The following is a 15,078-nucleotide window of genomic DNA, read 5'->3' on the forward strand; positions in this document are numbered from 1 at the left end:
GCTTATGGCGATTTTTTTGCCACATTCAAATACTGCATCACACCCTCACCTGCGGCACGTCCTGTTGCAAAACATGCCGTGAGTAAGTAGCCCCCTGTGGGTGCATCCCAGTCCAACATTTCCCCACATAAAAAAACAGCGGGATTGGATTTTAATTGTAGCTGCGGGTTCAGGCCTTTACGGCGCACACCGCCAGCACAACTTATGGCTTCTTCAATCGGACGAAAACCAGTTAAAGGAATCTGTAATTGCTTCACCTGCTGCGCCAATTGTTCAGGGTAATTCCAGTGTTCTTTTGCAACTAACTCTCGCACTAAACTGGCCTTGGCTGCATCTAAACCTGCTTTACGCCAAACATTACTTAAAGACTGTTTTTTCGTAGGTTTCAGGCGCACAGCCAATTCTTGAACAGTGACATCTGGCAGTAAATCAAGCGTTAACACTAAAGGTTGGAGCTGTTTTTGCTGCGCACGCAGCGCTCGACCTTGCTTATAGACCAAACCACTTTCTAAGCCATAATGGGTGATGACGATATCGCCCATACTTTTTTCGGCATCGCCCATCCATGCTGCGATACGTTTCAGTGGCTGACCAAAGACGGGTTGCATATAGGTAGACCATTCATGTTCTACCCCAGCATTGCTGGCTTGAAAAGGCTCAATTTCATCGGCCTCCAACCAGTTTTGCCAAGCGCCATCGCTACCGAGCTGAGACCATGACACCGCTCCGCAAGCCAAGACAATCGCATCATAGCTCTGGCTGCGCACTTGATCACTAAGCAAAGACTTGATTTCAAGTGTATGTTCTTTGAGGCTGAGGCATTGATGACGATAGTAAAACTTGATGCCTGACTCAACCAAGCGTTTCAACCATGCACGTAATAAAGGCGCGGCTTTCATTTCAATCGGGAAAATACGACCAGACGTTCCGACATAGGACTCAATGCCTAAACCTTTCATCCATGCTTGAATCCATGTGGCATCCCACTTACGAATCCAAGGTGCCAACCATTCGGCTTGATCATAACGACCGATAAACTGCTCCACAGGTTCGGCATGAGAGATATTTAGTCCTGTTTTACCCGCCATCAGGAACTTACGTGCAGCAGATGGTTTTTGTTCAAACACATCGACCTGAACATCATATTGGCTCAACACTTCTGCTGCCATCAAACCGGCTGGGCCCGCCCCAATAATTGCAATACGCTTTGGCATGATTTATTCAGCTTGATCCGAAGCTTGCGCCTGCGGGTTCTGACCTTGCAAAGCCTGAAACGCATCAAAACGCGTGCGATAACCTTCAGGTTTGGTGATGATCAACTGTTGGCAGAGCTCGCCTCGTTCTAAATATTTAATTTCAAAATGCGTCCTCGCAGAACTATCCGCGATGCGCTCTTTTACAAACGGTAACTTCCACACCTCAATCAACTGTTGCTGTGCTTCTTCAATATATTCTGGAATATTACTGGCTAACGTAATTTGTCCGCCCACTTGTAAACGTGAAATCAGAAACTCAAAAAACGGCATATTCAACCAGCGCTGCGCAGGATTATGCGGTTCAGGATTAGGATAAAGAATAAAGAATTGTTCAACCTGCTGCGGTTGTAAGGCATGCACCACCCAAGGCAGAGCATCGGCATGTACCAGCTGTAAATTCTGCTGACCTTCTAAGCCATGTTGTTTCTGCATCGCCACAAACTTTTCACGGGTACGCTCAACCGCAATCAGCTTTTTCTCAGGATGATTGGCCGTAAACAATAAAGCATGTTTACCCTTGCCCGCCCCAATTTCCACACACAGTGGATCAGGACTGATCATTTGAAAATCACGAGGCGCATGCATACGCTGGGCTTGAAATTGACGAATCGGCATAATCAGATCAAACTAAGAAAAAACCGCATCAGTCTAACAACTGCCAACGTTTTTGCCTATTTCAATCCGAAAATTTTATCTGGAGCCGATCATGCCACACACTTTCCCTTGTCCCCGTTGTGGAGAAATGAGTCAATGGGAAGACAACGCCTTTCGTCCTTTTTGTTCTGAACGCTGCAAACTGATCGACTTAGGTGCATGGGCCAATGATGAATATCGCCTCCCAACGCAAGATGCACCGCAGGCAGAAAATTCAGAAGAATAATATGTTTAATTTCATGATATTTTTCATATTTTAAGCGAAATTGTTCATTATTTAATATCTTAATATTCGCTTAAAAAGAAAACTCATCAACTATACTCCCCCCAAATTGGTACATGCTCACAGCATGATCAGGTCACAAAAATAACATCCTAAAGGGGGATAAGATGAACATCCTGTGTAAGGCTATTGTTTTAATTGGCGTTTTACTCGCGATCTGTCTATTTAGTTTTGGCATCTATATGCAAGATCTGTTGATCCTCTCGGTTGGACTATTAGTGGCCTTATTCTCTATCGTGTTTGCTCTAGAAACCCAACACATTTTGAATAATCCATTTCGCAAATAAAAAAGTCAGCAGCTGCTGACTTTTTTATTTTTCAATGAGAACACAAAGCGCTTAGCCTGCTTTTCCTGCCACAAAAGGGTTATGTTGTTTTTCAAAACCAATGGTACTGATTGGACCATGTCCTGAAATGAACTGCGTCTCATCGGGTAAGCTAAAGCATTCACGCTGAATAGAGTCAATCAACTGCTGATGATTGCCACGCGGAAAGTCGGTACGACCAATGGAGCCTTTAAACAACACATCGCCGGTCCACAGCAGACCATAGTTTTTGTTATAAAACATCACATGACCCGGAGTATGTCCAGGGGCAAAACGTACTTCAAACGCTTCATCTCCCAGTTTAAGGACTTCACCGCCTTCAAGCCATGTCGTGACATCTATCTTATCAGGAATAGGAAAACCATAACGCTGCGAGACTTCTTGGATCATATCCAACCAAAAGGCATCTTCTTTATGCGGGCCAATCACAGGGACATCCCACAGTTTTTTTAATGCCCCGACTGCTCCAGCATGATCTAAATGCCCGTGCGTCAACCACAGCGCTTTTACTGTCAAACCCAACGCTTCGATTTCTGCTTTAAGTTTTTCAGGTTCTCCACCTGCATCAATTAAAATTGCTTCTTTACTGTCACTGTCCCAAACAATGGAACAGTTCTGTTGAAATGCCGTTACAGGCACAATTTTAACTTGCAACATAGAGTGTCAACCTCAATTCATTTTGCTGGCTAATGTCTGTTTTAAGGCATCAAGATTAGCTTGAACCAGCGTATTGAGCAATTGCAAATGATCTCCGCGGCTGTTCAAGGCTGGAATATATTGATACCGCTCTCCACCTTGAGACAAAAACAATTCAGCATTCTGAATCGCCAGTTCCTCTAAAGTTTCTAAGCAATCCGCTGAAAATGCAGGACTCATAATTTGCACCGATTTCACTCCTTGCTCTGCCCATTCGGTCAATAAGGCATCGGTATACGGTTTCACCCATTCTTGCTTGCCAAAGCGAGATTGGAAACTGATCGCCCATTCATCTTCCACTAGGCCTAACTCTGCCGCCACCAACTGCCCCGTGATACGGCAACGGTCGGCATAGGGATCACCCTTATCGGCATAAGGCTGTGGAATACCATGGAAAGACATTAACAGCTTTTCAGTCACTCCATGTTCAGCACGGAAATCGCGCACACTTTGCGCTAAAGCCTGAATGTATAACGGGTGCTGATAATAATCACGAATAATACTCAGCCCTGGCAAATTGCGCTGCTTTGGAATCCACTTTGCGAAAGCATCATATAAGGGCGCGCTAGATGTCGCCGAGTACTGCGGAAATAAAGGAAAAAGGACGATGTGATCTTGCGGGTTTTGACTCAACTCAGCAAGTAAAGGCTGAATGCCTGGATTACCATAGGTCATCGCAGGAACAATATTCAACTCAAACTCGGGGTATTGCAAAATCAACTGCTGTTGTAACGCGGCCACTTGAGTCAGCAAAATTTCTCGCATTGGAGAATCGCTGCCCCACACCATCTCATAAGCATGGGCAACGCGTTTCGGGCGAAACGGCAAAATAAATAAACGGAGAATAATTTGCCAAAGCGGTTTGGGAATTTCAATCACCCGCTGGTCTGACAAAAACTGATCCAAAAAGCGACGCACTGCTGAAGCTGTCGGTGCATCAGGCGTTCCCAAATTTGCCAAAATAACAGTAACTTTTGCTTTTGTTGCAGTAGACATTCAACCCTCGTGGCTCGTTTTCGAATGTCTCTACTGTAACAGTTTTCAGTTCATTATCTAAATGGATAACTACGAAGATTGAAATTGAAAAGGCCGATCCTTTTCCAATAAATTACTCTCCAAAAGTTTCATCGCCTTCGGGGTCAACTGCCAGAGCATGCGCTGACGATCATCTCGACCCGACTGAACAATCCAATCATTTTGACGCATTTGCATTTTAATACTGTGCAAAGCACGAATATTAATTTGCGAGCGTGCAACAGCATGGGCACGAGGCATTTCTAGACGCGCATCATTCAAACCAGTTTCGTTTAAATACTCATTTATGCGTTTGGAGAAATACTCTTCAGGAGTTGGGTGAATAAAGGTTGTCCCCAAAACAGAGAGTAATTGCGCCCAAGTCATCTGCTTTTGAATTTTCAGCTCTTTGAAGTTGCCATCTTGATAGGCATGCATCCGATAATCAAAGGCAAAAAATTCATGCATAGCCACTTTGGGTAAAGACAAAAATGGATCGACTTCACGTTTACCCGCTTCAGTTTCCAGTTGCACCAGTTTGGCTTTAAGTTTATCTATTTCATCATGCAACACTTGGGTGTTCTGCGGACGTACCCAACCCGATACAGGATAGCGCTCTAGCATTTGCGTCATATTCAAACGAACGGCCATTTCCAAGTCACGCATGGTGCGATAAGTGAAAACCTGATCGACTTCGTTTTGCAGCAGTTTTCTAAACTCTTTGAATTTTTCACGCAGCTCAGCTTTGTCGTCATGTAAACATAACTCACGGGCATCAGGATCATCATGCATAAATACAATAATCGGCTTTTGTTTGGTGACCGCATAAATGTATTCAAGGTGCATATACCCCACGCCTGACACAGACTGCTCACCATATTTGCTGCCCAGCAACAATATGACATAGTCACAGTCATCGATCTGACGGCGTGCAAAAGCCGTTGAAAGTGGTGTCCGTTGTTCTAATCCCCAAGAAAAAAATCCCATGCCCACTAAAGTTTGGGCCAAAATGATCCGCTCTGGTTGCATCTCGCTTCCAGAAGTGGTTATAAACACTTGATAACGCTTATCGAGCATCGGTTATCCTCATTATTCTTCGCAGCATCCCATCCCCCAAATTCCATTAGATAGACACTGCGACTAACTCAAGCATATTAGGTTGCAATTTTTGACTATATATCAAAATACTCGGCTTATTTGTTTAAAAATTAATCAGATATATTTGAAATAGTCCAATTTAGTTCTGGTTCAAGCAAAAGTTGTAAGATAGGTCTCAAACTTTCTGCATTATTTCCACTGACATAACATTCAATTCGAACATCACCATCATGATTTTGTTCAAATAATAACTCATTTTTGATTAAAATACGGGCTGTTTGTCGTGCAACTGCCAGTCCAGAGTCAATTAATGTCAGTTTCTGACCAAAAATAGATTGTATCGCTATTTTCAAAAAAGGGTAATGGGTACAGCCTAAAACTAAGTAATCTGCACCCTGATCAACAACGGGTTGTAAAATATCTTTTAACGTGGCTAAACATGCCGCACTCATCTGTGCGCCGCTTTCAACAAAAGGTACTAAATCTAAGCAGGTCACTGGAATCACCGTGACTCCCGAAGGCTGTGCAAACTTATCAACCACATCTTTAATGAGCTGCCCGCGAAAGGTCGCAGGGGTCGCTAGAACAGCTACTGTTTTGGATTTGCTTTGCAATACCGCAGGTTTTAGGGCAGGAACAAGGCCGATAATCGGGAAGTTGTCGCCATAGTGCTCGCGTAAATAATCCAAACTAAAGGCTGAAGCAGTATTACACGCCACAACTGCAACCTTACAGCCTTTGCGGTAAAGCCACTCAATCGCTTGTGCAGTCAATTTTCGGATATTTTGATCATTGCGCGGCCCATAAGGCACATGTGCGGTATCGGCAAAATAAATAAATCGTTCATGCGGTAAATGCTTGGCAATTTCTTGAGCGATGGATAAGCCACCTATCCCCGAATCAAATATCCCGATTGGCGCATTGGCTGTCGCTTTTGGCATGGGGTTGATCAGAGGAAATAAGGGCTGAATGGCACTCATGAGAACTCGTTGCAGTATAAAGTTAAAAGATCAATCAAGCTTAAACCTCAGGTGCCTAATTGCAATAGCAAATCACCACTTTGTAAGCACAGTTTGACCTGACCCTCCGCATCGTCGCTTAGCTCACCCATTTCCACCAAATGAAAAAAAGCAGCACGCTGAATCAGTGCATTGATGCCAAAGCGAACATACACATAAGGGCGTAGCTCCCCTTGGAAGGCACGCATAAAAATGGGATGCTCTTCATCAACAATCACCACATCATGTGTGGTCGTGGTCAGTTGTAGGTAGATTTTTCCTGCAATTTCGACTTGATCGACCTGATTGACAAATAAAGGTTCATCTTCAACCTCGATTTCAATCTGCTCGACAGGGGTTTTGAGATAAAACTTATCTTCTTCTTTCCAAAGTACCGTTGCAAACAGCTCAATCATGGCTGGACGTTTGATCAATTGACCTTCGTGCCACCATTCTCCATTGGCTAAAACCTTCAAATCCATTGCGCCACAATGCTTTGGTTGCCATTGATCTAAAGGGGGGATTGACCTTTTGTGACCGGACTGTCCATCTTTTATGTATTGTGCAATATCGGTTAAGTTTTTATTATCAGCAATAGCTACTTTTTTCGTCGGATTTGCTGAGTTGTGCTGCTTATCCATAAAATTCATGCCTGTCTGACGGAAAAATAATATGATTCAGCCAATTGGCTAGAACTCGGTTTAAACCTATACTAGCTCACAATATAAAAGACACGATGATAAATTTTGTGTCTGGGAACTAAGAACACTCATGGCAGCACCGTTCTTTGAGTCAAAACGGTTGCCACCTTTAACCATATGAGGAGTCCTACATGGAACACATCGAACGTGAATCGATGGAGTTTGACGTAGTCATCGTTGGCGCAGGCCCTGCTGGCCTTTCTGCTGCGATTAAAATTCGTCAACTTGCAATTGAAAACAACCTTAATGATCTGTCCGTTTGTGTCGTAGAAAAAGGCTCTGAAGTTGGTGCGCATATCCTTTCAGGTGCTGTGCTCGAACCGCGTGCGATCAATGAGTTGTTCCCAAACTGGAAAGAAGAAGGCGCGCCTTTAAATGTGCCAGTAACTGAAGATAAAACGTATTTCCTAATGTCTGCTGAAAAGTCACAAGAAGCGCCGCATTGGATGGTTCCTAAAACCATGCATAATGATGGCAACTATGTGATTTCACTTGGTAACGTGGTGCGTTGGTTAGGTCAAAAAGCTGAAGAATTAGAAGTGTCTATTTTCCCAGGTTTTGCTGCATCTGAAATTCTTTATCATGCCGATGGTACCGTTAAAGGTATCCAAACCGGTGATATGGGGATTGGTAAAGATGGTGAACCAACACATAACTTTACACCAGGCTATGAACTACATGCCAAATATACGATTTTTGCGGAAGGCTGCCGTGGTCATTTAGGTAAACGCCTGATTGCCAAATTCGATCTAGATAAAGATGCAGACCCGCAACACTATGGTATCGGCATCAAAGAACTATGGGAAATTGACCCTGCAAAACACAAGCCAGGTTTGGTGATGCACGGTGCAGGTTGGCCTCTAGCTGAAACAGGTTCTTCTGGTGGTTGGTGGTTATATCACGCTGAAAACAACCAAGTTACTTTGGGTATGATCGTAGATTTATCTTACGAAAACCCACACATGTATCCATTTGCAGAAATGCAACGCTGGAAAACGCATCCACTGATTAAACAGTATCTTGAAGGCGGTAAGCGTATTTCTTATGGCGCACGTGCTGTTGTCAAAGGCGGTTTCAACTCTCTGCCGAAGTTCACCTTCCCAGGTGGTTCTTTAATTGGTGATGATGCAGGCTTCCTAAACTTCGCTAAAATTAAAGGCTCTCACACTGCCATGAAATCGGGCATGTTGTGTGGCGAAGCGGTATTCGAAGCGATTCAAGCAGGCGTTGAAAAAGGTGGTGATCTTGCCATTGCACGTGTGCTTGAAGGTGAAGACTTCTTTGCAAAAGAGTTAACGGCTTATACAGACAAGTTCAACAACAGCTGGTTAAAAGAAGAGTTATATCGTTCTCGCAACTTTGGCCCAGCAATGCACAAATTTGGCACATTCGGTGGCGGTGCATTTAACTTCATCGACCAAAATGTGTTTAAGGTCCCGTTTACACTGCATGACTTAGTGCCTGACTTCAGTACACTGAAAACTGTAGATGCAGCAACAGTGAAACCGAACTATCCAAAACCAGATGGTAAGTTGACCTTTGACCGTTTATCTTCAGTATTTGTATCGAATACGGTGCATGAAGAAAATCAGCCAGCACACTTGAAACTGACTGATGCTTCTATTCCTGTGAATGTAAACCTACCAAAATGGGACGAGCCAGCTCAGCGCTACTGCCCTGCTGGTGTTTATGAAATTATGGAAGAGAACGATGGTTCGAAGCGTTTCCAAATTAACGCGGCTAACTGTGTGCACTGTAAAACGTGTGATATTAAAGATCCATCTCAGAACATTACTTGGGTAACTCCTGAGGGTGGTGGTGGTCCGAATTACCCGAATATGTAAATTGAAAACCCGCTTCGGCGGGTTTTTTTATCATCAAAAACTTAATTTCCTGAATCTCTTAAGCTTCTCATTGCAATCTAATCTACAAATGAAACTCTTGGATTTAATGTTATTTTATTATTAACACCTTTATTCTATTGATAGAAATCACCCACCTCTCTAATACTATCCAAATCAGTTTATTTTTACGTAAAATCATTATGTGTTATTTTATGATGACATCATATTTTTTCTTAAAATTAGTCATCCCACCAAAAGCTCCACCTCTAAAATTACCATCTAATAAAATATAATAATTACCTTTAACTTTAGGTACTCCATATATTCTTATAGAATTTTGATAAAGAAAGTCATTCTCCCCTACTTTTTTTATATTAATACCTGAGTTATCAGGCAAATCTATTTTAATAACAAGTTCACCAAATATATTTAGCTTCTCAATTTCTATTCTATTATCATATTTTTCGCCATACTTCATTTCTGGCAAATTATTAGGTTCAATCTTTATTTGATGACTGCAACCTAAAATAAAAAAATACTAACAAGATACCCAGAGTAAAAAAACTTTTTCATATTTTCCTCACTATCCAAATAAAACCCATCCAAACTCCCTTGATAGTTAGCTATTTTATTATTGGCTTCAAATGATTTTTTTCCAAACACTCTCGTTTCAGACTCGAAGTAAAAGACTTTCCAGCCATTCTTATTTAATTTCTTTACAACTCCCTCTTAAGAAAAAAATTATTTTTTCATTAATTTTTTTAGATTTTATATTACTAATATCAAAACCTATATCTGTAACGCCTTGTTTTGGATAGTTAGCATCTGAGACAAAAACTAAATTATTAAAAACTAAAACTGTGTGGTCATATCCATATTTTAAATTTAATTTTAGTTTACTTTCTTCATTTACATTTAAGTTTGGTCGTATAAATCCAACACTTGCACCTAAACTATATTGTGAAAAAACTTAGCATTACTATTAATTAAATTTTCACTAGGGTTGCCAGCCACAACGCTAATAACATAATCAGCTTCATTCATTTCTTGTTCATGTTTGCTCATCGTCTCAGATGACGAATTACAAGCGGCTAAACTCGATAACAATGTGATTACCAAAAATCGAATAATTTTCATACAGCATACTAAAAAATATTAATAAATATACATGACGGCTTCATCTTCACTAATTGAATAACTTGGCTTTAGAAAAACCATATAAATCAATTTCATATTTAAACATATTTACCTTTATCCAATAATTAATAGTAACTTGATTTAAACAACCATATTAAGATTATTTAAACAAAAATATATTACTTAAAAAACCCACTTAATTTTATTTACTGCAAAACAATCAAATCATATTTTTTCTAAAATTAATATTACCACCATATGCATTTCTAGTCTGCCCCTCTAATATAATTTCATATTTTCCATTTTTAATGGGGGTCCCTTTAACTTCAATTGTATTATCACTATAAGGAGGCTCTCCAACACCAGTATTTAAAACCAGACCAGAATCATTAGTGATATTGCTATCAACAAGTAAGTCATCAACCAATATAACTTTCTCAATTTCAATTTTTTCATTGTATATTTGGTCAACATGCCCCACAGGCAACTCATTTGGTAAAATAGAAGGGGCATTGCCACATCCAACAAAAGCGAAGCTACTCAACAATATTATATTTTTTATACAGAATATTCTTAACATTAGCAGGAACATTTTTATCCTCATCAATAATACTTTTAATATCATTCTTATTTAAATTTATCTTTTTTAAAATTTCTGGCAGCATCATACTATCGATTGCCTCTACCTCTGATGGCTGTTTACTTATTTCCGGATTTTGTTCTTTAAAATCCAAACCCAAATCTCCGACCACATTAAAATATACTAAAACTCTTGTATTTAGAGAATCACTATCATTATATAATACTGTACCTTTAGGCAGTACATAATATCCTCCCTGACCTGATTCTTCACTAAGTGAATTAACCAAAATAGGTTTTTCTAATACATGTATCTCTTTCTTATCCATAAATAAATTTCCATTAAACAATAAAAAGGATAAAATCGTTCCTAATAAAAAGGTCAAACTATAACTAAATATTTTTTTGAAAAATAGCATTTCATCTTCTCATTCTCTCTGATGGTAATTTTGGCTGATTTTTTGAATGATAAAATTTTTTAACATTTACCTTAATAGCTACATCTTGGCTTTCAAGATAATCTTTAAGATTATCAGGTAAATACAAATAATTTGGTTCTTGATATTTTGCTTTCATTGCGGTTGACAACATTCGTCCAAGCACTTTTGTTGAATCAATATATTTACTAGAATTTTTGGTAAAATTTCTCAACCCTACATTCATTGCATTTAAACTTAATGTAGTGCAATTAGGTCCTAAAGCAAAATATGGATCAACCAATTTATATGTTGTCCTAATATCTGAAGTGTTTAACCTAATGCCCTGATCAGTTAATTTTTTAAAAAAATTCATAATATTAAGAACGCTTTGCGGCTGAACATAATAAATATACTCATAAGTTGTTCTTGTTTTGCTTGTTCCATAGCCACAAGCATTTTCACCTTGAATATATCTAGAAAAGCTCCACCATAATCTTAAAATCCCCTCGCCTCTGGGGCTACTAGCGCCATTCAAAGTGATTCCTAACCCCAACTCTTCTGAGTAAGTCTTACCATATCTGCCAAAGTCATAGACAATGACTGGTACATCTTTATTTTCCGTAAATATTGCTACAGCCGTATGTCCATAAGGGGATTCATGCTCACCATCACCATATGAACTACCGATTAATAACGATATCTGATAAAGCCCGATAGGAACTTGATATTGTGGATCACTTTCAAAAGGAACTGTACGAATGGTCTTACTCACCTCCTACTCTCCCTTTATTTTTTTCAAAATTTCATCAACTTCATCATTTCCGATTAGCACTTCTAAATCGGTATCTTCCGTAGTTGTTATAATTTCTGTTAAACCATCAATATTAGTGATGCCTTGAAGGATTTCATTTGTTGTTTTATTTTTAACCCTATATTTGTAATAGCTTAATGGCTGACTAGAAATTTCATCGTGAAATAAAAAACGCCTATGAAATTTTTTACTTCTAAGATCTGGTAAAATCATAAAACTATCTTCTATTCTACCCCCACCCAAAAACTGATGCTGCCCCGCTTTGACCTCAAACTTTCCAGCAGTGGTCGGTAATACCCCTGCACCACTAATCTCAATTTGACTACCACCAGCAGTTAGCACGATTTTCTTATTGGCCTTAATTTCAATTTGCTCTTCCGTAGAAATAATCTGAATGCCTTTCCGCGCAATGACATCGAGTTCATCACCTTGCGCTTGGATTTCAACCTTGCCCTTGCCTGCATAGGCTCTTAGCCCGTCTTGTGCTGCAAAGAGACTTATTTTCTCACTGGCATGCGCAATCAATGATTTCTGCGTAGAAAGGTTAATACTCTCCCCTGCACTTTGGCTGATTTGACCATCAGCTGAGAGATACAGATCTTCATTGCTGCTCACAGCTATGGAGTTTGGTGCAGAGAGAATCATGATGGCTTGTTTAAATGCATCTGCCTTGTTTTGATCTTGTTGTTCAATCTGTTCTAAGAAGCCTTTTAAGTTTTCTAAAACTTCAAGCGGATCCGTCTGTTGATTCTTCGCCACTTCACTTAACGCTTGGCTATTGTTTAAAGTCCCTTCAAGTTGTTGTTTGGCAGGTTGAGCATTCAGATGTGTACCTGCAGCTTGATCTTGTTTATGGCTACTGAGCAGTAAACCGTCACCTGCTCGAATCGCGCCCCATTGATCAGTTCGAAGCTCGAAGCCTTCTCCTCGCCCTTCACTTCTCTCCGCTTCTTTCGGGTGGCTGAGGTTACCGAGGTTCAACTGAGTTGCCCCATGACTACTTTGTAGTTGAGTCGAAATTTGACCCGTGGTGTCATCGAAGCGGAGTTGGTTATAGCCTTCACCCCCTATTTCTTTAGAGCGAATCCCAGCTAGTTTCTTGGTCTCTGGCAATTGCCCTTTCTGATCAAATTTCGTTGGGCTGCGCTGCGCTTCATGAATCCGTCCAACCACAAAGGGACGGTCGAGATTGCCATCAAAGAAATCAATCACCACGATTTCACCAATGCGCGGTAAAAAGCGTGCGCCATAGCCCTCACCCGCCCATGGGGTCAAGACATCAACCCATGCCGAGTCTGTATCATTGTCATTGGCGCCTGCACCGCCGTCATGGCTGTGGTCATCGTTGCGGGTAAAGAGGAAGCGAACTTTGATCCGCCCCCATTCATCCACATAAATTTCTTCGCCACTTGGTCCCACGACTTTGGCACGCTGTGGGTGTGTGGCTGGTCGGTGCGCTATCGGGTTATAAGCTGGAACGGTCGTGATGTGACGACGCTGTAAACTCAAGTGGTTGGCTTGGCGTTCGCTTGGCACTGTGCTGGTTTTAAGTGACCATTGGCTTTGTTTCAGTAAATGCTGAATTTGCTCACTCAGATCTTTAGGCAAGTTGTTTTGATTATAGAAAGTCTTGGTCGTGATCAGAAATTCTTTGTCTGCATCACTGTGTTGATCAAGTTCAGGATGTTCATGTAACTCAAACCAATACCCCACTTGGGCATCACGTACGGTGCTCTGTGCAGTGAATTGTTTCGCCTGTTGGTTGTAGACATTACTCAGGGTTTGATTGAGTTTTTCAATTTGGCTGTTTGATGCTGTGGTCGCCTGATCTTCTCCATTTAAATCTTGCATCCATGCAGGGCTAACATGCCACGCTTGTTCTAAACTGAGGCTAGCATTGTCTTGTTGTGTACTGTGTTGATGTTGGCTTTGGACTGAACCTGCGCCTTCTTCTTGACTCAGGTGGTCGGCTTGCCAACGTTGGATATGGACTGCAGTGGGTTGCAGGCTGCGCTGTGCACTCAGACTGATGATGCTATCCTGTTGTTCGGTAGCACTAGAACGATGAAAACGAATCTGTCGACGCTTTAAGACTTGAAACTGACTGTTGTCATCCAAGAGTCTAAGTTTTTGGGCTTGAATCGGATGACGAGTATGAGGCACATAGAGTTCAGCTTCATCAATCAGCCAGTTGATGCCTTCACTGCGCCAGAGCCGTGTTAGAAAGTCATAATCGGTTTCATTTGACTGCATGATGAAGGGACGAACATCGGTCTCTGTATCTAAACCAGAAAGGTCAAGACTGAGGCTTGCAGCAAATAGCGGACTTTTACTCTGCCATTCCTTAAAGAGTATTTCACTGACATCTCGCACACTTTTATTCATAAACACTCGGCTATTGCGACGTTTATGCCAAAGTGCGGTTGCATCTTCTAAGCGAAGTTTATACAGGGTCAGTGCACCATCACTTTGTCCTTGTTCGGCGTGAGTAATGATCCCTGTGCTGCGAAATAATGTGCCTTGATCTGTGACCTGATCGACCGCGACTTGCACTCCGATAAATTGTTTCAGTGGAATCAGGGCATTGGTTGAGAGGCAGATCAATTCAACATTTAAACCTTGGTTTAATGCATGGGTGCCTTCAATATGCTGTAAAAAGATGTCATGATTTAATGCAGCATGTGAAAATTGTGCATGAATGACACGTTTTTGTGCACTTAACCCCAATTGCTCAAACACTTGAGTGATTGTATTTATCATCGTCTATATTTTTAAAAAGTAAGTTTCAGTCATAGTCGATCGCAAACAGCGATCATAAATTAGGCGCCATTATAGCCAGATCAATCCGACAAATGAGCAGAGTTTTATTCTTATTATGTAAACAACAAAATGCCCCGAGCAGCTACGGAGCATTTTTATGGAAAATAGGATTTAACCCTTTTTAACCAAATAATGAAATTCTTTATTGCCGTTTTCGTCTAAGCGCTCTTCTTGCAGCAAAAGTTCATGCCCAAGATGCATACAAAATTTCGGAATATCCCATGAAGTTGAATTGTCCGTTGCAAACACCTCCACTACATCTCCCGATTTAGACTTGCGAATGGCTTGATGCAACATCATCACAGGCTCAGGACAGCGTAAACCACGGGTGTTTAATTGGATGCTTGGGCTCACTTCCAAATCAGACATATATAAACTCAAAAATTTAAAAACTTGCCAATTTTAACACAACTGCCCATTTCGCATATCTGTTTGCATAGTT

General features: G+C 41.0%; 15 protein-coding genes. 2 read left to right on the plus strand and 13 right to left on the minus strand.

All coding sequences use genetic code 11. The features are described 5' to 3' along the window. Positions 1–2: 2 nt before the first annotated feature. Together F986_RS04660 and F986_RS04665 are read right to left on the minus strand one after the other, a co-directional pair. The gene (locus tag F986_RS04660) at positions 3–1,214 is read right to left on the minus strand and encodes a TIGR03862 family flavoprotein (protein ID WP_004692617.1); all 1,212 of its coding nucleotides are present in this window, start codon (positions 1,212–1,214) and stop codon (positions 3–5) included. A gap of 3 nt (positions 1,215–1,217) precedes the next feature. Next, the gene (locus tag F986_RS04665) at positions 1,218–1,877 is read right to left on the minus strand and encodes a class I SAM-dependent methyltransferase (RefSeq protein WP_171057594.1); all 660 of its coding nucleotides are present in this window, start codon (positions 1,875–1,877) and stop codon (positions 1,218–1,220) included. An 85-nt stretch (positions 1,878–1,962) separates the two neighbouring features. Here F986_RS04665 and F986_RS04670 point away from each other — a divergent pair, with 85 nt between their 5' ends. After that, the gene (locus F986_RS04670; RefSeq protein WP_004692619.1) at positions 1,963–2,136 is read left to right on the plus strand and encodes a DNA gyrase inhibitor YacG; all 174 of its coding nucleotides are present in this window, start codon (positions 1,963–1,965) and stop codon (positions 2,134–2,136) included. 395 nt (positions 2,137–2,531) lie between these two features. Here the strand turns inward: F986_RS04670 and F986_RS04680 are convergent, their stop codons facing one another. From F986_RS04680 to F986_RS04700, 5 genes are all read right to left on the minus strand, one after another. Then, positions 2,532–3,176: an MBL fold metallo-hydrolase gene (locus F986_RS04680; protein ID WP_004692622.1), complete on the minus strand. Its 645-nt coding sequence runs from the start codon at positions 3,174–3,176 to the stop codon at positions 2,532–2,534. Between the two features lie 12 nt (positions 3,177–3,188). Next, complete coding sequence (hemH, locus tag F986_RS04685; RefSeq protein WP_004692623.1) at positions 3,189–4,211, minus strand: ferrochelatase; 1,023 nt, start codon at positions 4,209–4,211, stop codon at positions 3,189–3,191. 69 nt (positions 4,212–4,280) lie between these two features. Continuing rightward, entirely contained in the window at positions 4,281–5,306 is a 1,026-nt protein-coding gene (locus F986_RS04690; RefSeq protein WP_004692624.1) for a DUF4062 domain-containing protein, read from the minus strand. Positions 5,307–5,437: 131 nt separating this feature from the next. Beyond that, positions 5,438–6,307, minus strand: coding sequence for a glutamate racemase (gene murI, locus F986_RS04695; protein ID WP_004692625.1), 870 nt, complete (start codon positions 6,305–6,307; stop codon positions 5,438–5,440). Positions 6,308–6,354: 47 nt separating this feature from the next. Beyond that, a complete protein-coding gene (locus F986_RS04700) occupies positions 6,355–6,966 on the minus strand; it encodes a DUF1285 domain-containing protein (RefSeq protein WP_004692626.1) in 612 nt (203 codons plus the stop codon). Between the two features lie 191 nt (positions 6,967–7,157). Here F986_RS04700 and F986_RS04705 point away from each other — a divergent pair, with 191 nt between their 5' ends. Further along, complete coding sequence (locus tag F986_RS04705) at positions 7,158–8,870, plus strand: electron transfer flavoprotein-ubiquinone oxidoreductase (protein ID WP_004692627.1); 1,713 nt, start codon at positions 7,158–7,160, stop codon at positions 8,868–8,870. Between the two features lie 205 nt (positions 8,871–9,075). Here F986_RS04705 and F986_RS04710 read toward each other — a convergent pair whose 3' ends face one another. The 6 genes from F986_RS04710 to tusA all read right to left on the minus strand — a co-directional run bounded on the left by F986_RS04710 (position 9,076) and on the right by tusA (position 15,005). Further along, positions 9,076–9,348: a hypothetical protein gene (locus F986_RS04710; protein ID WP_004692629.1), complete on the minus strand. Its 273-nt coding sequence runs from the start codon at positions 9,346–9,348 to the stop codon at positions 9,076–9,078. A gap of 879 nt (positions 9,349–10,227) precedes the next feature. Next, a complete protein-coding gene (locus F986_RS04715; RefSeq protein ID WP_017396916.1) occupies positions 10,228–10,488 on the minus strand; it encodes a hypothetical protein in 261 nt (86 codons plus the stop codon). 55 nt (positions 10,489–10,543) lie between these two features. Continuing rightward, entirely contained in the window at positions 10,544–10,915 is a 372-nt protein-coding gene (locus F986_RS04720; protein ID WP_227518570.1) for a hypothetical protein, read from the minus strand. A gap of 91 nt (positions 10,916–11,006) precedes the next feature. Then, complete coding sequence (locus F986_RS04725) at positions 11,007–11,777, minus strand: hypothetical protein (RefSeq protein WP_004692636.1); 771 nt, start codon at positions 11,775–11,777, stop codon at positions 11,007–11,009. A 3-nt stretch (positions 11,778–11,780) separates the two neighbouring features. After that, positions 11,781–14,576 (minus strand): type VI secretion system Vgr family protein, encoded by a 2,796-nt coding sequence (locus F986_RS04730; RefSeq protein WP_004692638.1) that lies wholly within the window; start codon positions 14,574–14,576, stop codon positions 11,781–11,783. A 171-nt stretch (positions 14,577–14,747) separates the two neighbouring features. Further along, positions 14,748–15,005 (minus strand): sulfurtransferase TusA, encoded by a 258-nt coding sequence (gene tusA / locus F986_RS04735; protein WP_004692640.1) that lies wholly within the window; start codon positions 15,003–15,005, stop codon positions 14,748–14,750. Between the last annotated feature and the right edge of the window lie 73 nt (positions 15,006–15,078).

Origin of the sequence: Acinetobacter johnsonii CIP 64.6, from assembly GCF_000368045.1 — a bacterium.
Taxonomy (GTDB): Bacteria; Pseudomonadota; Gammaproteobacteria; order Pseudomonadales; family Moraxellaceae; genus Acinetobacter; species Acinetobacter johnsonii.